Here is a 25,527-nt window from a genome sequence, read left to right on the forward strand (position 1 = left end):
CCCTGACACCGGGATCGGGTACGAGTCCCCGGCATCCCCGGCATCCTGTCGAAACCGTCAGGCCCCCTCCCTCAGCCCCTCACCCACCGCCGCGAACGCCGGCTTCCGCCCGAACTCCTCGTCCATGAGCGTCGCCGCCCCCTGCCCGCCGAAGACCCCAGGCACCCACGAGTACTTGTCGCTGAAGCCCCACACCGTGAACGAAGTGCAGCGTCGCGCCTGGACGCACGCGTCCAGCAGCCCCCGGAAGTACGTCGCCTGCGCCGCCAGCTTCCCTTCCTCCACCGGCAGGATCATGCGTACGTCGACCTCGGTGAACGCCGTCTGCATGCCCAGCTTCTCGAAGCGGGCGAGGTTCTCGGCGACCTGGCCCGGGAAGCCGTACTGGATGGCCAGGTGCCCCTGGATGCCGAAGCCCTGGACCGGGACCCGTTGCGCCCGCAGCCGCTTCGCCAGGTCGTAGTAGGCGGTCGACTTCGCGTTGACGCCCTCGACGTTGTAGTCGTTCAGGAACAGCCTGGCCTTCGGGTCGGCCGCGTGGGCCCAGCGGAAGGCGTCCTCGATGTACGACGGGCCCAGCTCACGCAGCCAGATGGAGTTCCGGAACGAGCCGTCGTCCTCGAAGACCTCGTTCACCACATCCCACTGGTAAATCCGGCCCTTGTACCGCTTCACCTCGGCAGTGATGTGGTCCCGCAGTATCCCCCGCAACTCCTCCGCCCCTATCGAGCCGTCCGCCACCCCCGCCGTCAGCCATCCCGGCAACTGGTTGTGCCACACCAGCGTGTGTCCCCGTACCGCCTGCCCGTGCGCCCGTGCGAAGCGGACCAGGTCGTCCGCCGGCCCCCACTCGTACGTCCCCCGGGTCGGCTCCACCGACTCCCACTTCATGACGTTCTCGGCCGTCACCGAGTTGAACTCCCGTGCGGTCGTTCTGCGGTACATCGTGTCGTCGGCCAGCGCCGCCATGTCCACGGCGGTACCGATGCGTACGCCGGTACCGGCCGCCAGTGTCCGCAGCGGGACGGGCTTCGGGTGCGCCGACGCCGGCTGCGCACCCGCGCCGGTGATCAGGAGCGCCACCCCCGCCAGCGCCACGGCGGAAACGGGCATGCGGAAGACGTTCATGTACGGTCCCCTCACTCGGTGTGTTTCCTGCCTGCTCGTGCTCAGCGAACGCGCCGGCTCTCCAGCGGCCCCAGATACGTCGGTGTCAGCCCGCCCGTGTCGATCACCAGCCGCTGCACCACCACCGTCGGGTCGACCACCCAGAACTTCAGCCGGTGGACGCCCGCCGCAGCCACCGTGTGCCTGGTCGCCGTCATGTTCACGTTGTCGGACGTGTGGCGGGCCCACTGCTTGTTCATCAGGCCGTCGTTCGCACCCGTGACCGCGTGGATGTCGACCTGCTGCGGCTCGGCCCCGTCGAACGAGACCGCGTAGCGCAGCCCGCCCGTCGGGAGCGTCGGGTTGCGCGGCGACAGATACGCCCACACCGTCACCTCACCCGCCGCCAGCAGGCCGACCTCGTACTCCAGGCGTGCGGACGAAGCCCCACCCGGCGTGCGGCGCGGAGCCGTCACCGGCCACGGTGTCATCCCCGCTCCCGTACGGCCGATGCGGTCCAGCCGCCGCCAACTCCCCACCAGTCGCGCGTAGTTGTCGGCGTCGATCGCCACATAGCCCCCCGCCTCCACAAATCCCCGCAGCCCCCGCTGCTGCTTGCGCGACGGCTTCTCCGCGGCGCACCCGACCGTGACCGACGCCCCCGCACCCGACACCGTCAGCAACGCATCCGTACGCCCCTCCGGCACCCGCGCCCAGTCCACCGAAACCGCCAACCGCACCTGCTGCTCGACCCGCCCCCTCCTCCGGTCGACCACCAGCCACGGCACCGACGACTCCACCCGGTACTCGAAGGGCGTACGCCCGCGGTTGAACACCTCGACGTACTGGCCGGGCCGCGTCTGGTACGGGCTGAACACCGGCAGCGCGGCCGGACCGGAGGATCCCCCCGGCCACCACTCCCCCGAGTCCTCGGATCCGTCGACCGCCACCCCCAACTCCCCGCCCACCGGCAGCTCCACGCGCCGCACCGCCGGGAACAGCACATCCGGGAGCGCCACGTTGTCCTTCTCCGGCTGCTGCCAGGGCGCGTTGGGGCCGTACCGTGCCACGTCCCCGTAGTCGATGTGCGGCTGGGTCTGGAAGCCCTCCCACTTGCCGCTCGCCACCTGGTGGTTGAAGCGGTCGGCGAGCGCGAAGTCCCGTTCCAGGCCGGCTTCCGCCTCCGTCGCCCGGTCGTTGGTCGCCGCCCGCCCCTGCGATGCGTAGAGGAGGTTCTTGAACTCGGCCTCGCGCAGGCCGTACAGGTTGGCGGTCGCTTCCACCGCGTATCCGACCAGCTCGTACCACGCGTCCTTCGACCGGGCCGGCAGGCGCCTGCCCACCCGTTCCGCTTCCTTCCCCAGCTTCCGCCAGTCCTCCGTCGCCCGCTCCAACTCCCGGTGGCCGAAGGCGAAGGGGGTCTCCTGGTCGTCGTACACGATCGCCGACTCGTCCTTCGTCGGGTCCTTCGCGGGGTCGAGTGTGATGCGGCGGTTGAGCAACTCGGGCTTGCGGCGGGCCTGCAGCCGCCCGTACTCGGCGAGCATCGAGGCGATCGCCGTCGCGTGCTCGGCGCCGAAGTTCTGGCGGGCGTACCGGCGTTCCCACTCCTCCAGGTTGGACAGATCCCAACGAGTCGGGTTCCAGGCGTAGTCGAGGAAGAACTCCGCCGGGAGTTCGTTGCCCTTCAGGTCTCCGACGTTCGCCACCCACAGGCCGTGGTTGCCGTACGCGTGGGCCTGGTGGAGCTGGTCCCAGAGGTTCTGGAGGTTGGTGGTGTCCACCCACTTGTAGTTGCGGCCGACGCCCACGTAGTCGAAGTGGTAGTACAGGCCGTATCCGCCGCTCCTCGCCGGCTCCGCCGGGTCCGGGTGCTTGCGGATGTTGCCCCAGTTGTCGTCGGTCAGGACGACGGTGACGTCGCCGGGCACCCGCAGCCCCCGGTCCCAGTAGCGCTGGACCTCCTTGTAGAGGGTCCACACCTGCGGGGTTTCCCGCGCCGGTTTGCCGGTCACTTCCGCGATGATTTCGCGCTGCGTCCCGATGATCTCCCGCATCAGCTCGATGCCGTCGCCGTCCGGGAGGCTCGTGTCGCCGTTGCCGCGCATGCCCAGGGTGACGACGCCCTCGAAGTCCTCGTCCACCATCCGCTGGATGCCGTCCCGCCAGTAGGCCCGGACGGCCGCCGCGTTCCGACGGTACGACCACTCTCCCGTGCCCCCGTACGGGTCCCGCCCCGGAGTAACCACGTTCCCCGCGCTGTCGCGCACGGCCGGTACCGCGTGCCGGTTCCACTCCTCGATGCCCCGCATCATCGGCGCCTCGTGGGACGTGCCCATGACGATGCCGTACGCCTTCGCCCGAGCATGGTTCTCCGGGTCGTCCTCGGCGAACGCCCTGCCCCACACGGCCGGCCAGAGATAGTTCGCCTTCAGGCGCAGCAGCACCTCGAAGACCCGCTCGAAGAAGGCCGCGTTGAAGCCTCCGGGGTGACCCGGCGCCTTTCCGGGGCCGAAGAAGCGAGGGGCCCAGGTCCCCAGTGCCGGGTTCTCGTCGTTGATGAAGACGCCCCGGTACTTCACGGCCGGGCTGCCCTGTGTATGCCTCCCCGGCAGCACGTACACCGCGTCCCGGTGGACCGGCGGCACGTCGTCCCACCAGTACCAGGGCGAGACTCCGATGCCGTACGAGACGTCGTACGCCCCGAAGATCGTGCCGCGCGGGTCGCTGCCCGCGATGACGAACGCCCGGTCGACGCCGGGCATCGGGCGCTCCACGACCGCCTGGAGCGAGGTCTCCCAGCGGCCGGCGATGCCCCTGACGTCCAGCTTGCCGGCGCGGATCAGACCGTCGATCAGCGGGCTGCGCCCGATCGTGCCGACAAGGATCACCTCGCGGGCGATGGTGGCGGCCGGACGTACACCCGTGACGCGTTCGATGTCGTCCCGCAGGTCACCGGCGACGCGTACGACTCCGGGGTGGTCCTCGGCGCTGACGACGACCGGCGCCCCGACAACCGCGAACGCGCCGCCGGTGAACGAGATGTACGCACCGGAGTCCGTGCGGCGCACCGCGCCCTCCCCAGCCCACGCGACCCCCGACAGCACCGGCACCGCGGCAAGACCGGCCCCCGCACCGAGCACAGCCCTTCGGCTGACGGACCCAGACATGACGTACCCACCCCTCCGCCCGAATTTGGTCAGTGGCATGACAAATAGTGGGGGGAGTGACCAGCGGGGGGAACGGGTCGTGCGCGCCGAATAGTTTCGTTACAGCAACCAGGCAAACCCGGGCACAGCGAAGAGGCCCGTACGACCGAAGTCGTACGGGCCTCCTCAGGAAGCTCGTGAGAGCTGCCGGGGTCAGGCTGTCAAGCCAACAAGAACTACTTGTTGATCTTGATGACCTGGCCGGCGCCCACGGTCCGGCCACCCTCACGGATAGCGAACTTCAGGCCCTCTTCCATGGCGATGGGCTGGATGAGCTCGACGGTCATCTCAGTGTTGTCGCCCGGCATGACCATCTCGGTGCCCTCGGGGAGGGTAACGACACCGGTCACGTCCGTGGTACGGAAGTAGAACTGGGGGCGGTAGTTGTTGAAGAACGGCGTGTGACGGCCGCCCTCGTCCTTGGACAGGATGTACGCCTGCGCCTCGAACGAGGTGTGCGGGGTGACCGAGCCCGGCTTGATGATGACCTGGCCGCGCTCGACGTCCTCGCGCTTGATGCCACGGAGGAGCAGACCGACGTTCTCGCCCGCCTGGCCCTCGTCGAGCAGCTTGCGGAACATCTCGATGCCGGTGACCGTGGTGGTGGTCTTCTCCTGCTTGATGCCGATGATGTCAACGGTCTCGTTGACCTTCAGGACACCACGCTCGATACGGCCGGTGACGACCGTACCGCGACCGGTGATCGTGAAGACGTCCTCGACGGGCATGAGGAACGGCTTGTCGACGTCACGCTCGGGGGTCGGGATCGCCTCGTCGACGGCGGCCATGAGGTCGAGAACCGACTGACCCCACTCGGCGTCGCCCTCGAGCGCCTTGAGCGCCGAGACCTTGACGACCGGAAGGTCGTCGCCCGGGAACTCGTACTCGGAGAGGAGCTCACGAACCTCGAGCTCGACGAGCTCCAGGATCTCCTCGTCGTCCACCATGTCGGCCTTGTTCAGGGCGACGACGATGTACGGCACGCCGACCTGGCGGGCCAGGAGCACGTGCTCCTTGGTCTGCGGCATCGGACCGTCGGTGGCGGCCACGACCAGGATCGCGCCGTCCATCTGCGCGGCACCGGTGATCATGTTCTTGATGTAGTCCGCGTGACCCGGGCAGTCGACGTGGGCGTAGTGACGACCCTCCGTCTGGTACTCGACGTGCGCGATCGAGATCGTGATACCGCGCTGACGCTCTTCCGGAGCCTTGTCAATCTGATCGAAGGCCGAGGCCTCGTTCAGGTTGGGGAACTTGTCGTGCAGCACCTTGGTAATGGCGGCCGTGAGGGTCGTCTTACCGTGGTCGATGTGACCGATGGTGCCGATGTTGACGTGCGGCTTAGTCCGCTCGAACTTTGCCTTCGCCACTGGGGTCCTCCTGCGGAGTGGTTCTGGTACGCCTTACTCATCGGCGCCAGGTGATCTTTGCTGGGATGCCGTCCGCCGGGGATTTCCCTCCCGGGTCTCCCCCGGCGGTCGGGTCAAGCCTAAAGCGTGTAAAGGGGGTGCGTTACTCGCCCTTGGCCTTCGCGATGATCTCCTCGGCGACGTTCCTGGGAACCTCGGCGTAGGAGTCGAACTGCATCGAGTAGCTTGCGCGACCCGAAGTCTTGCTGCGGAGGTCACCGACGTAGCCGAACATCTCCGAGAGGGGCACGAGGCCCTTCACGACGCGGGCACCGGCACGCTCCTCCATGGCCTGGATCTGGCCACGGCGGGAGTTGATGTCACCGATGACTTCACCCATGTAGTCCTCGGGCGTGGTGACCTCAACGGCCATCATCGGCTCCAGGAGCACGGGGCTGGCCTTGCGCGCGGCCTCCTTGAAGGCCTGCGAGCCGGCGATCTTGAACGCCAGTTCGGAGGAGTCGACCTCGTGGTAGCCGCCGTCGAGAAGGATGACGCGGACGCCAGTCATCTCGTAGCCGGCCAGGATGCCGAACTGCATGGCCTCCTGCGCACCGGCGTCCACCGAGGGGATGTACTCCCGCGGGATACGGCCACCGGTGACCTTGTTCACGAACTCGTACGAAGCGTCGCCGTCCACGATCGGCTCGATCGCGATCTGCACCTTGGCGAACTGACCGGTACCACCGGTCTGCTTCTTGTGCGTGTAGTCGTGACGCTCGACGGTCTTGCGGATCGTCTCGCGGTACGCGACCTGCGGCTTGCCGACGTTGGCCTCGACCTTGAACTCGCGCTTCATACGGTCGACCAGCACCTCGAGGTGCAGCTCGCCCATACCACCGAGGATGGTCTGGCCGGTCTCCTCGTCCGAGTGAACGTGGAAGGAGGGGTCCTCCTCCGCGAGACGCTGGATGGCTACACCCAGCTTCTCCTGGTCACCCTTGGACTTGGGCTCGATGGCGACCTGGATGACCGGCGCCGGGAAGTCCATGGACTCCAGGATCACCGGGTTCTTGTCATCGCAGAGCGTCTCGCCGGTCGTGGTCTGCTTCAGACCCATCACGGCGACGATGTCGCCCGCGCCCACCGCGTCGATCTCCTCACGCTTGTTCGCGTGCATGCGGTAGATCTTGCCGATGCGCTCCTTCTTGCCCTTGACGGAGTTCAGCACCGCAGTGCCGGTCTCCAGGCGGCCCGAGTAAACCCGGACGAAGGTGAGCTTGCCCAGGTGCGGGTCGCTCATGATCTTGAACGCCAGCGCGGACAGCGGCTCGTCCACGGACGGCTTGCGCTTGACGACGACCTCGGGGTCCTTGACGTCGTGGCCTTCGATGGCCTCGACGTCGAGCGGGGTCGGCAGGTAGCGCACAACCGCGTCGAGCAGGGGCTGGACGCCCTTGTTCTTGAACGCGGTGCCACAGAACACCGGGGTGACCGTGACGCCGTTGGACTTGCCGGACGCGATGGTGACGCTGCGGATCGCGGCGTACAGCTGCTCCTCGGTGGGCTCCTGGCCCTCCAGGAACAGCTCCATGATGTCGTCGTCGTGCTCAGCGACGGCCTCGACCAGCTTGCCGCGGTACTCCTCGGCAGCCTCGACGTGCGTGGCCGGGATGTCGACGACGTCGTACATCTCGCCCTTGGCCGCCTCGGCGGACCACACGAGCGCCTTCATGCGGACCAGGTCCACAACGCCCTTGAAGTCCATCTCGGAACCGATCGGAAGCTGCATGATCAGCGGCACCGCGCCGAGGCGGTCCCGGATCATGTCGACGCAGCGGTGGAACTCCGCGCCGGTCCGGTCGAGCTTGTTGACGAAGCAGATGCGCGGCACGCCGTAACGGTCGGCCTGACGCCACACCGTCTCGGACTGCGGCTCGACACCCGCAACGCCGTCGAACACGGTGACGGCGCCGTCGAGGACGCGCAGCGAGCGCTCTACCTCAACGGTGAAGTCGACGTGCCCGGGGGTGTCGATGATGTTGATCGTGTAGTCGTTGTCCTCAAGCGGCCAGTGACAGGTGGTGGCAGCAGAGGTGATCGTGATGCCACGCTCCTGCTCCTGCTCCATCCAGTCCATGGTGGCAGCGCCGTCGTGGACTTCACCGATCTTGTAGCTGACGCCGGTGTAGAAGAGGATCCGCTCAGTGGTGGTCGTCTTACCCGCGTCGATGTGAGCCATGATCCCGATGTTGCGGACCCTGGCCAGGTCAAGTGAAGTGGTAGCCATAAGGCTTCGGTCTTCTCTCGGTCTCGATGTGGGGTGCGACTACCAGCGGTAGTGCGCGAAGGCCTTGTTGGACTCGGCCATCTTGTGGGTGTCCTCGCGCTTCTTGACGGCCGCACCGAGGCCGTTCGAAGCGTCGAGAAGCTCGTTGAGCAGACGCTCGGTCATCGTCTTCTCGCGACGGGCGCGGGAGTAACCGACCAGCCAGCGCAGCGCGAGCGTGTTGGCGCGACCGGGCTTGACCTCGATCGGAACCTGGTACGTCGCACCACCGACACGGCGGGACTTGACCTCGAGGGTCGGCTTGATGTTCTCCAGCGCGCGCTTCAGCGTGATGACCGGGTCATTGCTGGTCTTCTCGCGCAGGCCCTCCATGGCGCCGTACACGATGCGCTCGGCAGTGGAGCGCTTGCCGTTCATCAGGACCTTGTTGATCAGCGACGTGACAAGAGGAGAGCTGTAGACCGGGTCGATGATGACCGGGCGCTTCGGGGCGGGGCCCTTACGAGGCATTCTTACTTCTCCTTCTTGGCGCCGTAGCGGCTGCGGGCCTGCTTGCGGTTCTTGACACCCTGGGTGTCGAGGGAACCGCGGATGATCTTGTAGCGAACACCGGGCAGGTCCTTCACACGGCCGCCGCGCACGAGCACGATGGAGTGCTCCTGCAGGTTGTGTCCCTCACCCGGAATGTAAGCGGTGACCTCGATCCCGCTGGTCAAACGCACACGCGCGACCTTACGCAGGGCCGAGTTCGGCTTCTTCGGGGTGGTCGTGAACACGCGCGTGCAGACGCCACGCCGCTGAGGCGAGTTCTCGAGCGCGGGCGTCAAGTTCTTCTTGACCTTGTCTTGCCGGCCATTCCGGACCAGCTGCTGGATCGTAGGCACTACTTCTCCGGTTTCTGTGTGCCGATGGTGAAGCTAACCTGGAACATCGCCGACCCACGCGGTCGGGTGTGTCGAATACTGCAGACTCCCACCGCGAGGCGGGAAGGGCGCAGATTGCGGTGGTCACTTACGGCTCCCCGCGCGGTTCGAAGGCACGCACGAGGACCAGGGCACACCCCAGGCACAAGGTCTGAGCGTACCTACCTCAACGACTTCGGTCAAAACAAATGGAGGCGGGTGCGACACGCCGGGCTTCGGACGGCCTGCGAGCCCTCCTTTGACCGCCTATGACAGCTTCCGCCATCCTCCGATCATTTACGGGCCGAGGTGGCTGAATCACACCCTTTACGACCCTGCGAGACCGCCTGTTCAGTACCTTGATCCATCCGCTGCGGGGATTCTGCGACGATTCGAGGGCTGAGCGTGATCAGGACGGCCGCGTACTCACCGGACGACGGGGGCCTGGACGACCGGGTGCCCTTCCTCGCCCGCCTCGAACAGGAAGACCGCACGGCCCTCCTGGCCTTGGGGCGCGATCTGAACTTCGCCACCCGGGTGACCCTGATCCACCAGAGCGAGCCCTCCTCACACGTCCTCTTCCTGGTCGAGGGCTGGACGAAGGTCACCGCGTCGGCGGCCAACGGCTACGAGGCGCTCCTCTCGCTGCGCGGCCCCGGCGACATCGTCGGCGAGTCGGCGGCGCTCACCGGGCGCCCCCGTTCGGCCACGGTGACCGCGCTGGAGGCGGTGCGGGCGGTGGTCGTCGAACACGAGCGCTTCAAGGATTTCCTGGGCCGTTCACCAGCTGTTTCGTTCGCACTGCTGGGCCTCACGGCCGACCGCACCCGGGCCGCGGACCGCCGCCGCCTGGAGTTCGCGTCCATGAACGTAAGGGAGCGCTTCGCGATACTCCTCCTCGACCTCGCCCGCACCCACGGCCGCCGCACCCCCGACGGCATCGAACTCTCCGTCCCCCTGAGCAAGCAGGAACTGGCGGGCTCGGTGGGCGCCTCCAGGGAGATGGTCCAGCGCTTGCTGCGCGAGCTCCGCGAGAAGGAGGCGGTGGAAACGGGAAGGCGGGCGATGCTGATACGCCGCCCGGACATCCTGCGAAGGATCGCAGCGGCCGGCGACTAACAGCCCGTCCGGCGTTTGAGGACGAGGCCCCTTCAGGGCCGAAGCGGGGGTCTGGGGGCGGCAGCCCCCAGCAGACGGCAACACCAGCCAACCCGCACCTCGAAACACCCCTTCTGTGTATCCCGTCACACTCCGACTGCGTCATCCGCCCTCACTCCGCAACCCACACCACCGCCACGCTTGCTGCAAGCAATCCCGTGTCGAAGGGTGACCATGACCGACCCCGTGAGCCGCACGATCCTGCTGCTGGACATCGAGAGGTTCAGCGACCGGGACGACGTGGAACAGGCGTACCTGCGGCGCATGCTCTACGCCATCACCGACCGCGCACTGGAAAGCGCCGGCATCGACGAGACCCGTCGCCTGCGCGCCGACCGCGGGGACTCCGTGATGGAGCTCATCGACGCGAACGCCCCGGTCACCGCCCTGCTGCGGGCCCTGCTCGTGGAGGTGCCGGCGCAGTTGCGGGACGTCAACCGCATGGCGTCCAGCTCGGCCCAGATCCGGCTGCGCGGGGTCGTCGCCACCGGGTACGTGGCCGTGGACGAGCACGACGGCTGGGTCGGCACCGACCTGAACAACGCCTGCCGTCTGCTGGACGCCCAGCTGCTGCGGGCGGCCCTGCGCGAACGCCCCCACGACTTCGCGCTGATCGTCTCGGACGCCCTGTACACCGGCGTCGTACGGCACAGCCATCACGGCATCCCGGCCGACGAGTTCCACCCGGTCGGGGTGGACACCAAGAACGGCCCGATGAGTGCCTGGCTGCACGGCCCGCTGCCCAGCGGCCACAAAACGGCCCCGGCAGCCCCGGCCGACGAAGACCACCGTGACACGGGGGCGGGGGAGGCGCCGGGCGGTCCGGGGGACCGCCCGGCGCCACAGACACCGCCCGCTCCGAGAGTGCCCGCACAGGGCGTTGCCCCCGAGAGCCGTCCCGCCCCGGGCCCCGTCCTCAACTTCAACGGCGCCGTGACCATCGGCGGCGGCGTGGTGACCGGCGACCAGCACGGCGTCAGCGGCGGTCAGGTCACCGGGGACGTCAACCTGGGTGGCCGCAGCGGGAGTGACGGCTCATGAGCGCCCCGGACGCGTCGGAGGCCGCCCGCCCAGGATCCGAGGACACGTCCGCCTCCGACGAAGGCAGTGACGGCGCCGCGAAGGACTCCAAGGACTCCAGGAGTTCCAAGGAGTCCAAGGAGGCCGAGGGCTCGGAAGGGTCGGAGGGAGCGGAGGAGCGTGAGCAGCCCCAGACCGCCTGGTCGGCCCGGCGTGACCTGATCGACCACAGCCCCCGGACGATGCAGTTCGGCGGCAGCGCCGGCTTCGGCGGAAGCGCGGTCGCCGGCAACCAGCACGGCGTCAGCGGCGGTCAGGTCGCCGGTGACGTGATCATGGGCAGCAAGACGGAGATCCACCAGTGGTCGATACCCGGGTTGTCCGCCCCGTCCGCCACCGCCTCCGCGTCCGGTGAGGTCCCGCGGAACACGCTCGACCGGCTCGCCGCCTCGTTGGCCGTCGCCGCCGACGCGACCGTCGAGGCCCTGCTCACCCGGCTGCGCAGGGACCGCGTCCTCGTCCTGTCGGGCGCCCGCTTCACCGGCAGACACACGGCCGCCCTGATGCTCCTGCACCGGCTCGGGGCGGCCCCCGTACACACGCTCGACCGCGACACGAACCCGAGCACTCTGGCGGACAGGTTCACGGTGCCGGACGCGACCGCCGAGACAGCCGCCGACAGATCGGCCCCCGGAGGAGCCCCGGCCCACCCCCGCGGCTACGTCCTCGCCGACCTGGCCACCCGCCGCGACCGCCCCCTCCGCGAGCACCATCTCCTCGCCGCCCGCGACCGCCTCACCGCCCAGGACGCGTATCTCGTCGTCACCGTGGGCCCGACGGCCGTCCTGGAGGACGTACCGGTCGTCCACTGGCAGCCGCCGGACACGGCCGACGTACTGGCCGCCCACCTCCGCACCCGCGTCGACACCGAGGCGACGGCGGCGAAGCTGCTCGAACTCCCCGACGTCACCGAGTTCCTGAGCCGCAGCCACCAGCTCCGCGAGGTCGCCAACTTCGCCCAGCTGCTCGGCCGGTACACGGCCGGAGAGGTCACCGAGAGCGCCGTCGCCCAGTTCTCCCTGATCTCCCTGGAGAACCAGGTCCAGGAGTGGTTCGAGGAGGACGAGGCGTCGGTCCATCTGCGCGACAAGGCGTTCCTGGTCGCGCTGGCCGCGTTCGACGACGGCCCGTACGCCCTCACCGCCGAACTCAGCGATCTGCTCTACCGCTTCCTCCAGCAGACCCAGAACCCGGCGAGCGTCCCCGAGGTCCCCGTCTTCGGCACCCACATCGGCAAACGCCTCCAACTCGCCCGCGCCGAGCGGTACGAGGACGACGAGCACACCGAGTGGGGCCCGGTCACCCAGCAGAAGGCCCGGTTCACCGACGACCGCGCCTCCCTCGTACTCCTGCGCGAGGTCTGGACGGGCCACCCCTCCGCGCGCCCCGCGCTGATCGACTGGTTGCGTCGACTGGCCGACGACGGCCGCCCTCTCGTCCGTACCCGGGCCGCGTCCACGGTGGCCGTCCTGGCCCGTACGGACCTGCCCTCGGCCATGGCCCTGGTCATCGAACCCTGGGCGACCTCCAACCGCTTCCGGCACCGCCTGGTGGCCGTCAACGCGCTCACCCTCGCCCACCTCATCGACACGCCGAACATCCCGCGCATCCTCGACGAGTGGTCCAAGGGCGAGGACCGGCGACTGCGCTGGGTGGCCGTCCGGGCGTACGCGCTGATCGGCGCCGAACGCCCCGAACAGGCCCTGGCCGCCCTGCGCACCGCCGCCCGCGGTCTGTACGGGAGCAACGGGCACAACGGGAACGCAGCCGCCCAGGACGCCTTCGACCGCGAGATGGCCGGCGAACTGCGTGAAGCGGTCGCCCTGTTGCTCCTCTCCGAGGCCGGCGACCACGTGCTCGCCGAACTGCGCCGGCACCTCCACGACGACCGAGCGGTGCACGACCTGACCGTCGGCGGCTTCGTCAGCGCCTGCCGCCACACCCAGGACGACGAGCGGTACGGCCATCCGCTGGTCCTCGGCTGGTACGCGCGGTCGGCCACCGAGGGCTCCGCCGCCGCCCAGGGCATCCCGTTCCTGTGGCGGGCGGCGCTGGGCGACCCGAACGAGACCCGGCACGCCCTGGACGTGCTGCGCGAGTGGGTCCTGGTCGCCGACCGCTCGACGGCCACCGAGTGGGCCCTGGCGGCCCTGCTCCCGGCCCTGGTCACCACCCCGGCGGAGTACCAGCGCCTGGACCATCTCCTGCGGACGATGCCGGGCGAGGACGGCGCCCAACCGCCCGCGGTGGCGGCCCGCCTCGTCACCACGCTCCCCGTCCGCTAGCCCGCCAGGCACATCCCTGCTCACCGCTACCGCTACCGCTCACCGAGGAGCAACGTACGATGCCCGCCTTCCATCGCCCGCCCGAGTGGCAGCAATCCGCGGACCGGCACACCGAGTTGATCGACCCGGTACTCACGGTCCGCCAACTGTCACGCTTCGAACTCTCCCTGAAGTCGACGGTCCGCATCGACCACGCCCTCGTCTTCTCGACCGCCAAGGGCGGCTACGAGGCCTATCTCCCGCCCCGCCGCCCGACGCGCAGCGAGATCGCGGCCCGGCACTACACGGCGGTGTACGAGGTCGACATGGGTGTGCACCCATGCGCCGGCACGCTCACGCTCCCCAGTGACAACGACGCGTTCGAGTTCTCGGCCGAGATCGACATGTCCTGGCAGGTCGTCGACCCGGCCCGGTTCGTGGGCAGCGGCCACCGGGACGTACCGGGCCTGCTCATCGGCGAACTCCAGCGCGCGGCACGCCCGGTGAGCCGGCGCTTCCCGATCGCGGACAGCGCGGCGGCGGAGGGGGAGCTACTTCAGGCGATCAACGTCCTGGGTCCGCTGGGCGCCCCGGCCGGCCTCCAGACCACCTGGACCCTGCGCCTGCGCCGCGACCAGGAGAACATCGACCACCAGCGCCGCCTCCAGGCCATCGACCACTCGGCGACCGAGCAGGTGTGGGCGGCCCAGCGCGGCGCCGACATCGACGTCGAGGTGGACCGCCGCAACCGGGGGCAGGACGCCCTCCAGATCGAGCGCTCGATGGCGTACGGCGCCCAGCAACAGCACCTGGCCCTCCAGCAGCAGCGCTGGGACTACGAACAGGCGTCCCTGCAGAGCGGCCAGCAGCACCAGCTCTCCATCCAACAGGGCCACCAGGAACTGGAGTTGCAGCAGATCGAGGCGCAGAAGGTCGCCTTCTACCAGTGGCACCTGCAACAGGGCGGCGTCCATGCCTGGGCCCTGCACCTCGCCCAGCACCCCGAGGACTCCCGCATGGTCATGACGAGCATGCGGGACGACCAACTTCGCATGATCCAGGCCCAGATGGACCTGGTGAAGGACCTGCTGCACGGCGACAACGCGGAGAAGTTCGAGCTGGAGGGCCCCAAACAGCTGGCCCTGCGCACAGTCAGCGACATCCTCACCCAACGCCTCCCGGGCGTCCCCCAGACACCTCCCCCGCTCCCAGGCGGCGACCCGTACCCGACGTACGGCCAGGAGGCACCCGGGGCACCCGGGGCGTCCGCACAGCCCGGGTTCGTCCCGGGGCAACCGGGAACCGCCCCGGGCCGGCAGGGACCCGTACCCGGCCATCTGGACCCCTCGTACACGCAACCCGGCCGCCACCCCGAACCCGCCGACCAGCCCCGAAGCGACACACCCCTGGCGAGCCCGCACCCGGGCGCCCCGCAGCCACCTGCGGCCCAGCCCCTGATGCCGCCCACCGCCACCCCCTACGGAGCGGTCCCCTCGTACGGCGCCCCGGGCCCGTACCAGCAGCCGTACTCCGCTCCCCGGACGCCGGGCCCCTACGGCACTCCCGCGACCCCCGCCTGGCAGCCGCCCCCGGGCTACGGCAGCACCCCGACCCTCCCCGACCAGCAGAGCGCGGCGCCGGACAAGCCGGCCGAGGTCCCCGATACCGGACCCAAGGAGGACAGGACAGGCGGCGCTACGTGACGACACTCGACCCCAGCCCCAACCCCAGCCCGACACCGCCCCCACCAGGCGCCCCCGCGCCCCCCGCCGCCCCCATCCAGCTCTGCGAGCGCCTCCTCACGGACCTCCGTACGGAGATCGCCCGCGCCGACAGCAAGGCGTCCGTCCTGGTCGCCGCGCTGGGGATGACCGCCGGTGTGTTCAGCGGGCTGCTCGCCGGGCGGAACTGGAACCCGGCCGCGCTCAGCACTGGCGGCACCGTCGCCTGGGCCCTCGGGGCCGCGTCCCTGGTGCTGTCCCTGTTCGCGCTGCTCCTCGCGGTGCTGCCCCGCTACCGCTCCGAACCGTGGGCTCCGGGCCAGCCCCTCTCCTACTTCGGCGACATCCAACAGGCCGTGCGGCTCGGCCAGTTGGCGGCAGCGCTCGCCGACACCCAGCGCGACCCCACGGCCGCGCTCACCTTGGCACTCACCGAGACGAGCCGCATCGCCGCACGCAAGCACCAGTGGATCCGTACCGGCCTGATCTCCTTCTGCGCCGGCACGCTCCTCCTCCCCGCCTCCCTGCTCATCGGCTGAACACATCGGACCGGACCGCTCAGCACCGTCCCCGCACGTGAAGGAAGACCATGACCCAGCCACCCCCGGAATACCCCGAGCCCTCCGATCAGCCCCTGTTCCGACCGACGTACCCCGAGCAGACAGCAGCCCAGCACACAGCCCCACCGACATATCCCGCCCAGCCCACTCCCCCGCACCCACAGACCAGGCACCAACCACCCCGGTACCCGGACCCCGCCGAGCCCCCCTCGCACCCGGGCACCACCCAACAACCCCGGTACCCAAACCCCGCCGAACCCCCGCCCTACCCGGACTCGGCCCAGCCATCCGCGTACCCGGGCGCCACCCAGCAACCCCCGTACCGGGTCCCCGCCGAACCCCCGACCTACCCTGGCGCGACCCAGCCCCCTTCGTACTCGGACCCCGCCCAGCAGCCGACCTCGCCGGGCGCGACCCAGCCATCCGCGTACCCGAACAGCGCCCAGCAACCCCGCTACCCGGGCCCCACCGAACCCCCGCCCTACCCAGACGCCACCCAGCCACCCCCGTACCCGAACAGCGCCCAGCCTCCGCCCTACCCGGACTCGGCCACACCACCCCAGCACCCGGGCACCGCCCAGCCCCCGACCTACCCCGGCGCGAACCAGCAACCCCAGTACCCGAACGCCGCTCACCCCCCGGCCTACCCGGGCGCGACCCCGAAGCAGCCCCAACCCCAGCCGCCCGCCTACCCCGGCGCGACCCCCACCCAGCCCCCGCCCCACCCCCAGGCAACCGCCCAGCCCATCCCCCCGCAGTACGCTCCCCCACAGCACCCCCCGACCGCATCAACCACACCCGCCTCGCCCTTAACACCCTCCACAGCGAGCCCCACCTCCCCCACGCCTCCGGCGCCCGGCGGCGCCGCCCACCCCCACCACATCTCCACCGACCGCGGGCGCGTCCACATCTCCGCCCACCAGCGCCGTACCGACGCCACCGCCGTGGGCAACCTCCTCCTCTACCTCCCGAACTTCCTCTGCAGCCTCCTTGTCGTCAGCATGTTCTCCCTCTTCTTCGGCGACCTCGCGTTCCTCGTGATCATCGCCTGGCTGCTGAGCGGCGCACTCGTGTTCCACCGGCCCACCGAAAGCGCCCTCGCGCGCCGTTTGCTCCACCTGCGCCACCCCACTCCACAAGAACGAGCCAAACTCGAACCCGTCTGGCGTGAGGTCACCGCCCGCGCGGGCGTCGAGGGCCGCAACTACGAGCTCTGGGTCGAGGACAGTGACGGCCTGAACGCGGTCGCCGCCGCCGGCCACATCGTCGGTGTCACGCGCTTCGCCATGAACGAGCTGCCCAACGGCGAACTCGCCGCCGTGATGGCACACGAGCTGGGCCATCACGTCGGCGGCCACGCCTGGTCCGGTCTCCTCGGCTACTGGTACGCGCAGCCCGGCCGTCTCGCCTGGCGGTTCCTGCGCGCCTTCTCGGTGATCGTCTTCAAAGTGTCCCGCGCCTTCTCCTGCTTCGGCGTCGGCTTCGTCGTACTCGTCCTCGGCGGCATCGCCATGGCGACCGTCAGCACCCTGTACGGCCTGCCCCTGCTGATCCTCGGCGTGCCGTACGCCCTCGCCGCCGTCGGCCGCCGCGCCGAACTCCGCGCCGACGAGCACGCGGCGGCCCTCGGCTTCGCCCCGATGCTGGCCTCCGTACTCGACAAGCTCCACCAGGAGGAGCAGCGGCAGACGGCCGCGCTCGCCGCGCTCAACAACGGCGTGGCACCGGAGGAGAGCCCGCTGAGCAAGCTGCTCTCCTCGCACCCGGACCACCACACCCGGCTGCACCACCTCCAGCCGTACCTGCAACAACAGCACTGAGGACACGCCGAAGGGCGGTCACCCCCCAACAGGGGTGACCGCCCTTCGTACTACCGACTAGTGGCTGACCACTACCGCCTACTGGTTGTACGGACCGTAGTCGTAGTCCTCCAGCGGAACAGCCTGGCCGGAGCCCGTGCCGAACGGCGAGTAGTCGATGTCGTCGTAGCCGACGGCCGAGTACATCGCGGCCTTCGCTTCCTCGGTCGGCTCGACCCGGATGTTGCGGTAGCGGGACAGACCCGTACCGGCCGGGATGAGCTTACCGATGATGACGTTCTCCTTGAGGCCGATGAGGCTGTCGGACTTGGCGTTGATCGCCGCGTCCGTCAGAACTCGGGTCGTCTCCTGGAAGGAGGCGGCCGACAGCCAGGATTCCGTCGCCAACGAGGCCTTGGTGATACCCATCAGCTGCGGACGGCCGGAGGCCGGGTGGCCGCCTTCCTGGACCACACGACGGTTCTCGGTCTCGAACTTGCCACGCTCGACCAGCTCGCCGGGCAGCAGCTCGGCGTCGCCGGACTCGATGATCGTCACGCGGCGGAGCATCTGCCGGATGATGATCTCGATGTGCTTGTCGTGGATCGACACACCCTGCGAGTTGTAGACCTTCTGGACTTCGCCGACCAGGTGGATCTGGACCGCGCGCTGACCGAGGATCCGCAGCACGTCGTGCGGGTTGGTGGCACCGAAGGTGAGCTTCTGGCCCACCTCGACGTGGTCACCCTCACGCACCATGACCTTGGCACGCTTGGAGATCGGGAACGCCGTCTCCTCGCTGCCGTCGTCCGGGGTGATGACGAGCTTCTTGGTCTTCTCGGTCTCCTCGATACGGACGCGGCCGGCCGCCTCCGAGATCGGGGCGACACCCTTGGGCGTGCGAGCCTCGAAGAGCTCGACGACACGGGGCAGACCCTGGGTGATGTCGTCACCGGCCACACCACCGGTGTGGAAGGTACGCATCGTCAGCTGGGTACCGGGCTCACCGATGGACTGGGCGGCGATGATGCCGACCGCCTCACCGATGTCGACCAGCTTGCCGGTGGCCAGCGAACGGCCGTAGCACATGGCGCAGGTGCCGACGGCGGACTCGCAGGTCAGGACCGAGCGGGTCTTGACCTCGACAATGCCGTGCCGGACCAGCTCGTCGATGAGGACGTCACCGAGGTCGGTGTTGGCCGGGGCCAGCACACGTCCGTCGATGGTGATGTCCTCGGCCAGCGCACGGGCGTACACCGACGTCTCGACGTTCTCGGTCTTGCGCAGCACACCGGCATCGTCGACCTCGGCGATGGCCAGCTTGAGGCCGCGGTCGGTGCCGCAGTCCTCCTCGCGGATGATGACGTCCTGCGAGACGTCCACCAGACGACGGGTGAGGTAACCCGAGTCGGCGGTACGCAGGGCGGTGTCGGCGAGACCCTTACGGGCACCGTGAGTCGAGATGAAGTACTCGAGCACCGACAGGCCTTCACGGAAGGAGGCCTTGATGGGGCGCGGGATCGTCTCGTTCTTGGCGTTCGACACCAGACCACGCATACCGGCGATCTGGCGCATCTGCATCATGTTTCCTCGGGCACCCGAGTCAACCATCATGAAGATGGGGTTCGTCTTGGGGAAGTTCGCGTTCATCGCCTCGGCAACCTCGTTGGTCGCCTTGGTCCAGATCGCGATGAGCTCCTGCGTGCGCTCGTCCTTGGTGATCAGACCGCGCTCGTACTGCTTCTGGACCTTCTCGTCCAGCGCCTCGTAGCCCTTGACGATCGCCTTCTTCGCCTCGGGAACGACGATGTCGGAGATGGCCACGGTGACACCGGAGCGCGTGCCCCAGTAGAAGCCCGCCGCCTTCAGGTTGTCGAGCGTCGCCGCCACGATGACCTTGGGGTAGCGCTCAGCGAGGTCGTTGACGATCTCGCCGAGCTGCTTCTTGCCCACCGAGTAGTCGACGAACGGGTAGTCCTCGGGCAGCAGCTCGTTGAAGAGAGCGCGGCCCAGGGTGGTGCGCAGGCGGAAGGTGTCCCCCTGCTGCCACTCGGGCTCGTTCTCGTCGCGGGCCGGCGGGGTCCAGCCGCGCGGCGGGATGGTGCCCACCGGGAAGCGGATGTCGACCGCCGACTGCAGCGCCAGCTCACCGTTGTCGAACGCCATGGTCGCCTCGGCGGTGGAGCCGAACGCACGGCCCTCGCCCTTGACGTCACGCAGTTCACCGTCGGTGGTGAGGAAGAACAGACCGAGAACCATGTCCTGGGTCGGCATCGTCACCGGACGGCCGTCGGCGGGCTTGAGGATGTTGTTCGAGGACAGCATCAGGATGCGTGCCTCGGCCTGCGCCTCCGCGGAGAGCGGCAGGTGGACGGCCATCTGGTCACCGTCGAAGTCCGCGTTGAACGCGGTGCAGACGAGCGGGTGGATCTGGATGGCCTTGCCCTCGACGAGCTGAGGCTCGAAGGCCTGGATGCCGAGGCGGTGCAGCGTGGGCGCACGGTTCAGCAGCACCGGGTGCTCGGCGATGACCTCTTCGAGGACGTCGTACACGACGGTGCGACCACGCTCGACCATGCGCTTGGCGCTCTTGATGTTCTGCGCGTGGTTCAGGTCGACCAGGCGCTTCATCACGAACGGCTTGAAGAGCTCCAGCGCCATCGCCTTCGGCAGACCGCACTGGTGCAGCTTCAGCTGCGGACCGACGACGATCACGGAACGCGCGGAGTAGTCCACACGCTTGCCGAGCAGGTTCTGACGGAATCGACCCTGCTTGCCCTTCAGCATGTCGCTGAGGGACTTCAGCGGGCGGTTACCGGGACCGGTGACCGGACGGCCACGACGACCGTTGTCGAACAGCGCGTCGACGGCCTCCTGAAGCATGCGCTTCTCGTTGTTCACGATGATCTCGGGAGCACCGAGGTCGAGAAGCCGCTTCAGACGGTTGTTCCGGTTGATCACACGGCGGTACAGGTCGTTCAGGTCGGAGGTCGCGAAGCGGCCACCGTCCAGCTGCACCATCGGGCGAAGGTCCGGCGGGATGACCGGGACACAGTCGAGGACCATGCCCTTGGGCTTGTTGCTGGTCAGCAGGAACGCGGAGACGACCTTGAGGCGCTTGAGCGCACGGGTCTTCTTCTGGCCCTTGCCGGTACGGATGATCTCGCGAAGCCGCTCGGCCTCTTCGTCCAGGTCGAAGGACTCCAGGCGCTTCTGCAGCGCCGCGGCACCCATCGAACCGTCGAAGTAGGTCCCGAAGCGGTCGCGCAGCTCGCGGTAGAGCAGCTCGTCGCCCTCAAGGTCCTGGACCTTGAGGTTCTTGAACCGGGTCCACACCTCGTCGAGACGGTCGATCTCGCGCTGCGAACGGTCCCGCAGCTGCTTCATCTCCCGCTCGGCACCTTCGCGCACCTTGCGGCGTACGTCGGCCTTGGCGCCCTCGGCCTCAAGCTCGCCCAGGTCGCTCTCGAGCTTCTTGGCGCGGGCTTCGAGGTCCGAGTCACGACGGTTCTCGATCTGCTGCCGCTCGACGGAGACATGCGCCTCCAGCGAGGGCAGGTCACGCGTACGGCGCTCGTCGTCGACGTACGTGATCATGTACGCCGCGAAGTAGATGACCTTCTCGAGGTCCTTCGGGGCGAGGTCGAGCAGGTAGCCAAGACGCGACGGAACGCCCTTGAAGTACCAGATGTGGGTGACGGGAGCGGCGAGCTCGATGTGGCCCATCCGCTCACGGCGCACCTTGGCGCGAGTGACCTCGACGCCACAGCGCTCACAGATGATGCCCTTGAAGCGGACACGCTTGTACTTGCCGCAGTAGCACTCCCAGTCCCGGGTCGGACCGAAGATCTTCTCGCAGAAGAGTCCGTCCTTTTCGGGCTTGAGCGTGCGGTAGTTGATCGTCTCGGGCTTCTTGACCTCGCCGTGGCTCCACTGACGGATGTCGTCAGCGGTGGCCAGACCGATCCGGAGCTCGTCGAAGAAGTTGACGTCGAGCACTATGCGTCAATCCCTCTCAGGGTTGTAAGTCATGGGGTCTGATACGGGGGTCCTGGGGCCGGCGGGCCTTGTCTCACCTGTTCCAAAGGTGTTCAAGAGCCCGCCGAACTCCCGTCAGACCTCTTCGACGCTGCTCGGCTCACGCCGGGACAGGTCGATGCCGAGTTCCTCCGCCGCGCGGAAGACGTCCTCGTCGGTGTCACGCATTTCGATGGACATACCGTCACTGGACAGCACCTCCACGTTGAGGCAGAGAGACTGCATCTCCTTGATGAGCACCTTGAAGGACTCGGGGATGCCGGGCTCGGGGATGTTCTCGCCCTTGACGATGGCCTCGTAGACCTTCACGCGGCCGGTCACGTCGTCGGACTTGATGGTCAGCAGCTCCTGGAGGGCGTAAGCGGCGCCGTATGCCTCCAGCGCCCACACCTCCATCTCGCCGAATCGCTGGCCACCGAACTGGGCCTTACCACCCAGCGGCTGCTGGGTGATCATCGAGTACGGGCCGGTCGAACGGGCGTGGAGCTTGTCGTCGACCAGGTGGTGGAGCTTGAGGATGTACATGTAACCGACGGAGACGGGCTCCGGGAACGGCTCGCCGGAGCGGCCGTCGTACAGCGGCGCCTTGCCGGTCGGGAGCACCATGCGCGAACCGTCGCGGTTCGGGAACGTGTGGTTCAGCAGACCGGACAGCTCGTCCTCACGCGCACCGTCGAAGACGGGGGTGGCGACGTTGGTGCCGGGGGCGACCACGTCGGCCCCGATGGCCTGGAGACGCTGCGCCCACTCGTCCGCCAGCCCGGAGACGTCCCAGCCGCGACTGGCGAGCCAGCCGAGGTGGATCTCCAGCACCTGTCCCGGGTTCATTCGGGACGGCACACCCAGCGGGTTGAGGATGATGTCGACCGGAGTTCCGTCCTCGAGGAACGGCATGTCCTCGATCGGCAGGATCTTCGAGATAACACCCTTGTTGCCGTGGCGGCCGGCGAGCTTGTCACCGTCCGTGATCTTGCGCTTCTGCGCCACGTAGACCCGAACCAGCTGGTTCACGCCCGGCGGCAGCTCGTCGCCCTCTTCACGGTCGAAGACGCGGACGCCGATGACCTTGCCGATCTCACCGTGCGGCACCTTCAGCGAGGTGTCGCGCACCTCGCGCGCCTTCTCACCGAAGATCGCGCGGAGCAGGCGCTCCTCGGGGGTCAGCTCGGTCTCACCCTTGGGCGTGACCTTGCCGACGAGGATGTCACCGGCGACGACCTCGGCACCGATACGGATGATGCCGCGCTCGTCGAGGTCGGCGAGGACCTCCTCGGAGACGTTCGGGATGTCCCGGGTGATCTCCTCGGGGCCGAGCTTGGTGTCACGGGCGTCGACCTCGTGCTCCTCGATGTGGATCGAGGAGAGGACGTCGTCCTGGACGAGGCGCTGCGACAGGATGATCGCGTCCTCGTAGTTGTGACCCTCCCACGGCATGAAGGCGACGAGCAGGTTCTTGCCCAGCGCCATCTCGCCTTCCTGGGTGGCCGGACCGTCGGCGAGCACCTGGTGCTCGACGACCCGGTCGCCCTCGTCCACGACAACCTTCTGGTTGACCGAGGTGCCCTGGTTGGAGCGCGAGAACTTCGCGACGCGGTACGTGGTGTACGTGCCGTCGTCGTTGGCGACGGTGACGTAGTCCGCGGAGACCTCCTGGACCACACCCGCCTTCTCGGCCTTGATGACGTCGCCGGCGTCGACGGCGCAGCGGTACTCCATGCCCGTACCGACGAGGGGAGCCTCGGCGGTGATCAGCGGCACGGCCTGGCGCATCATGTTCGCGCCCATGAGGGCACGGTTGGCGTCGTCGTGCTCCAGGAAGGGGATCATCGCGGTCGCGACGGACACCATCTGGCGCGGGGAGACGTCCATGTAGTCGACGTCGTCGCCGGGGATGTAGTCGATCTCGCCGCCACGGCGGCGGACGAGAACGCGGGACTCCTCGAAGCGCATGTCGTCGGAGAGGATCGCGTTCGCCTGGGCGATGACGAAGCGGTCTTCCTCGTCGGCGGTCAGGTAGTCGACGTCGTCGGTGACGACACCCTCGACGACCTTGCGGTACGGGGTCTCGACGAACCCGAACGCGTTGACCCGGCCGTAGGAGGCGAGCGAGCCGATCAGACCGATGTTCGGGCCTTCAGGGGTCTCGATCGGACACATGCGGCCGTAGTGCGAGGGGTGCACGTCACGGACCTCGAAGCCGGCCCGCTCACGGGAGAGACCACCCGGGCCAAGCGCCGACAGACGGCGCTTGTGGGTGAGACCCGACAGCGGGTTGTTCTGGTCCATGAACTGCGACAGCTGGCTGGTGCCGAAGAACTCCTTGATGGAGGCGACGACCGGCCGGATGTTGATCAGGGTCTGCGGCGTGATCGCCTCGACGTCCTGGGTCGTCATGCGCTCACGGACGACTCGCTCCATACGCGCCAGACCCGTACGGACCTGGTTCTGGATGAGCTCGCCGACGTTGCGCAGACGACGGTTGCCGAAGTGGTCGATGTCGTCGGTCTCGACGACCATCGACGTGCCGTTGTTGCCAACGGTCTCGGTCTCACCGGCGTGCAGCTTCACCAGGTACTTGATCGTCGAGATGATGTCCTCGACGGTCAGCACACCGGCGTCCAGCGGGGCCTCGCCACCCAGCTTCTTGTTGACCTTGTAACGGCCGACCTTGGCGAGGTCATAACGCTTCGGGTTGAAGTAGAGGTTCTCCAGAAGCGTCTGCGCGGCCTCACGGGTCGGCGGCTCGCCAGGACGGAGCTTGCGGTAGATGTCGAGCAGCGCGTCGTCCTGGCCCTGGGTGTGGTCCTTCTCCAGGGTGGCGCGCATCGACTCGTACTCGCCGAACTCCTCGAGGATCTGCTCGGTCGTCCAGCCGAGAGCCTTGAGGAGGACGGTGACGGACTGCTTGCGCTTGCGGTCGATGCGGACACCGACCATGTCGCGCTTGTCGATCTCCATCTCCAGCCAGGCACCCCGGGAGGGGATCACCTTGGACGCGAAGATGTCCTTGTCGGACGTCTTGTCGATGGAGGAGTCGAAGTAGACACCCGGCGAACGGACCAGCTGCGACACGACGACACGCTCGGTGCCGTTGATGACGAAGGTGCCCTTGTTCGTCATGAGCGGGAAATCGCCCATGAAGACCGTCTGGGACTTGATCTCGCCGGTCTCGTTGTTGGTGAACTCGGCCGTGACGAAGAGGGGCGCGGAGTACGTGAAGTCACGGTCCTTGCACTCGTCGATCGAGTTCTTCGGAGGCTCGAAGCGGTGGTCGCGGAACGTCAGGGACATCGACCCTGAGAAGTCCTCGATCGGGGAGATCTCCTCGAAGATCTCCTCCAGACCGGACTTGGTGGGGACGTCCTGTCCGCTGTCCAGAGCAGCCTCGACACGAGCCTTCCACGCGGCGTTGCCGAGCAGCCAGTCGAAGCTCTCGGTTTGCAGCGCAAGGAGGTTCGGAACCTCGAGGGGCTCCTTGATTTTTGCAAAAGAGATGCGCAGCGGGGCAGTGCTGGCGCCGTGGTTTGTATTCGCGGAGGCAGTGCGCGAGGCGGCCAAGAGGGGGTCCTTCCGAGGGCTCGGACTCACTACGCGCGTACCGGCCCCTCACAGGGGCACAGAGACAGGCGCTTCACGACCAGCCGGAAAAGGCCAGGTCGTAGAAGGTCCGATCGTCGGTGCTCAAGCGAGGGCATGCCCCTGGTGACGGGCAGGAGGCAGCTAACAGGCAGCGCAAAGGGTCAGTGTAGCCACTAGGCCCACTGATGTCCAGTGCGGGTTTTTGAAGACCCTCGTTGCTCTCAACCCCTGCTGCAAGCCACGCCTCGATGCCACATCGATACTGCCCTCTTCGCCACCGATCCAACCTCGGATTCGGATCCTTGTGACGACGCGTCCTGAGAATTGCGCGCTCCGTGCGGTTCGTCAAGGCCTCCAAGCCCAAACCCGGTGCTGCCATCGTCACGTGCGGCACAGCATCAGGGGCGTCCGGAGGCACGACGAAGATCACCTTACTCGCCGTCACCGACCGTGCAAGGCAGCCACGACCCG

14 protein-coding genes are annotated in these 25,527 nt (G+C 68.2%); 6 read left to right on the forward strand and 8 right to left on the reverse strand.

The window, feature by feature from the left end; genetic code table 11:
* Nucleotides 1-57: 57 nt before the first annotated feature.
* The 6 genes from G3I56_RS03935 to rpsL form a co-directional block, all read right to left on the reverse strand.
* Entirely contained in the window at nucleotides 58-1,128 is a 1,071-nt protein-coding gene (locus G3I56_RS03935; RefSeq protein ID WP_164407116.1) for an endo-1,4-beta-xylanase, read from the reverse strand.
* 41 nt (nucleotides 1,129-1,169) lie between these two features.
* Entirely contained in the window at nucleotides 1,170-4,277 is a 3,108-nt protein-coding gene (locus tag G3I56_RS03940; protein ID WP_164407117.1) for a glycosyl hydrolase 115 family protein, read from the reverse strand.
* Nucleotides 4,278-4,492: 215 nt separating this feature from the next.
* The gene (tuf, locus tag G3I56_RS03945; RefSeq protein ID WP_164407118.1) at nucleotides 4,493-5,686 is read right to left on the reverse strand and encodes an elongation factor Tu; all 1,194 of its coding nucleotides are present in this window, start codon (nucleotides 5,684-5,686) and stop codon (nucleotides 4,493-4,495) included.
* A 142-nt stretch (nucleotides 5,687-5,828) separates the two neighbouring features.
* Nucleotides 5,829-7,955, reverse strand: a complete 2,127-nt coding sequence (gene fusA, locus G3I56_RS03950) for an elongation factor G (protein WP_164407120.1) — start codon at nucleotides 7,953-7,955, stop codon at nucleotides 5,829-5,831.
* Between the two features lie 39 nt (nucleotides 7,956-7,994).
* A complete protein-coding gene (gene rpsG / locus G3I56_RS03955; protein ID WP_164319043.1) occupies nucleotides 7,995-8,465 on the reverse strand; it encodes a 30S ribosomal protein S7 in 471 nt (156 codons plus the stop codon).
* A 2-nt stretch (nucleotides 8,466-8,467) separates the two neighbouring features.
* Complete coding sequence (gene rpsL / locus G3I56_RS03960) at nucleotides 8,468-8,839, reverse strand: 30S ribosomal protein S12 (protein ID WP_164319046.1); 372 nt, start codon at nucleotides 8,837-8,839, stop codon at nucleotides 8,468-8,470.
* Nucleotides 8,840-9,262: 423 nt separating this feature from the next.
* Between rpsL and G3I56_RS03965 the strand changes: the two genes are divergently transcribed.
* From G3I56_RS03965 to G3I56_RS44635, 6 genes are all read left to right on the forward strand, one after another.
* A complete protein-coding gene (locus tag G3I56_RS03965; RefSeq protein WP_164407121.1) occupies nucleotides 9,263-9,976 on the forward strand; it encodes a Crp/Fnr family transcriptional regulator in 714 nt (237 codons plus the stop codon).
* A 213-nt stretch (nucleotides 9,977-10,189) separates the two neighbouring features.
* Entirely contained in the window at nucleotides 10,190-11,056 is an 867-nt protein-coding gene (locus G3I56_RS03970; RefSeq protein WP_164407122.1) for a hypothetical protein, read from the forward strand.
* Nucleotides 11,053-13,380 carry a hypothetical protein gene (locus G3I56_RS03975; RefSeq protein WP_164407123.1) on the forward strand — a complete coding sequence of 776 codons (2,328 nt, stop codon included), beginning with the start codon at nucleotides 11,053-11,055 and terminating at the stop codon, nucleotides 13,378-13,380. Before G3I56_RS03970 ends, G3I56_RS03975 begins: the two co-directional genes overlap by 4 nt.
* A 59-nt stretch (nucleotides 13,381-13,439) precedes the next feature.
* Entirely contained in the window at nucleotides 13,440-15,062 is a 1,623-nt protein-coding gene (locus G3I56_RS03980) for a hypothetical protein (protein WP_203688975.1), read from the forward strand.
* Nucleotides 15,059-15,619: a Pycsar system effector family protein gene (locus G3I56_RS03985; protein ID WP_164407125.1), complete on the forward strand. Its 561-nt coding sequence runs from the start codon at nucleotides 15,059-15,061 to the stop codon at nucleotides 15,617-15,619. Before G3I56_RS03980 ends, G3I56_RS03985 begins: the two co-directional genes overlap by 4 nt.
* A gap of 50 nt (nucleotides 15,620-15,669) precedes the next feature.
* A complete protein-coding gene (locus tag G3I56_RS44635; RefSeq protein ID WP_275406619.1) occupies nucleotides 15,670-17,460 on the forward strand; it encodes a M48 family metalloprotease in 1,791 nt (596 codons plus the stop codon).
* Between the two features lie 78 nt (nucleotides 17,461-17,538).
* On the opposite strand, the gene G3I56_RS03995 is transcribed toward G3I56_RS44635, so the two are convergent.
* Both G3I56_RS03995 and rpoB read right to left on the reverse strand, forming a co-directional pair.
* On the reverse strand, nucleotides 17,539-21,438 hold the full coding sequence (locus G3I56_RS03995; RefSeq protein WP_164407126.1) for a DNA-directed RNA polymerase subunit beta': 3,900 nt from the start codon (nucleotides 21,436-21,438) through the stop codon (nucleotides 17,539-17,541).
* Between the two features lie 114 nt (nucleotides 21,439-21,552).
* The gene (gene rpoB / locus G3I56_RS04000) at nucleotides 21,553-25,035 is read right to left on the reverse strand and encodes a DNA-directed RNA polymerase subunit beta (protein WP_164407127.1); all 3,483 of its coding nucleotides are present in this window, start codon (nucleotides 25,033-25,035) and stop codon (nucleotides 21,553-21,555) included.
* Nucleotides 25,036-25,527 lie beyond the last annotated feature (492 nt).

Source organism: Streptomyces sp. SID12488, from assembly GCF_010548275.1.
Lineage (GTDB): Bacteria > Actinomycetota > Actinomycetes > Streptomycetales > Streptomycetaceae > Streptomyces.

Bases quoted from the DNA above. Each gene is read 5' to 3' on its own strand.
- G3I56_RS03980 (WP_203688975.1), top strand. From the start codon at position 13,440: ATGCCCGCCTTCCATCGCCCGCCCGAGTGGCAGCAATCCGCGGACCGG.
- G3I56_RS03975 (WP_164407123.1), top strand. From the start codon at position 11,053: ATGAGCGCCCCGGACGCGTCGGAGGCCGCCCGCCCAGGATCCGAGGAC.
- G3I56_RS44635 (WP_275406619.1), top strand. From the start codon at position 15,670: ATGACCCAGCCACCCCCGGAATACCCCGAGCCCTCCGATCAGCCCCTG.
- fusA (WP_164407120.1), bottom strand. From the start codon at position 7,955: ATGGCTACCACTTCACTTGACCTGGCCAGGGTCCGCAACATCGGGATC.
- rpsG (WP_164319043.1), bottom strand. From the start codon at position 8,465: ATGCCTCGTAAGGGCCCCGCCCCGAAGCGCCCGGTCATCATCGACCCG.
- G3I56_RS03970 (WP_164407122.1), top strand. From the start codon at position 10,190: ATGACCGACCCCGTGAGCCGCACGATCCTGCTGCTGGACATCGAGAGG.
- G3I56_RS03940 (WP_164407117.1), bottom strand. From the start codon at position 4,277: ATGTCTGGGTCCGTCAGCCGAAGGGCTGTGCTCGGTGCGGGGGCCGGT.
- G3I56_RS03935 (WP_164407116.1), bottom strand. From the start codon at position 1,128: ATGAACGTCTTCCGCATGCCCGTTTCCGCCGTGGCGCTGGCGGGGGTG.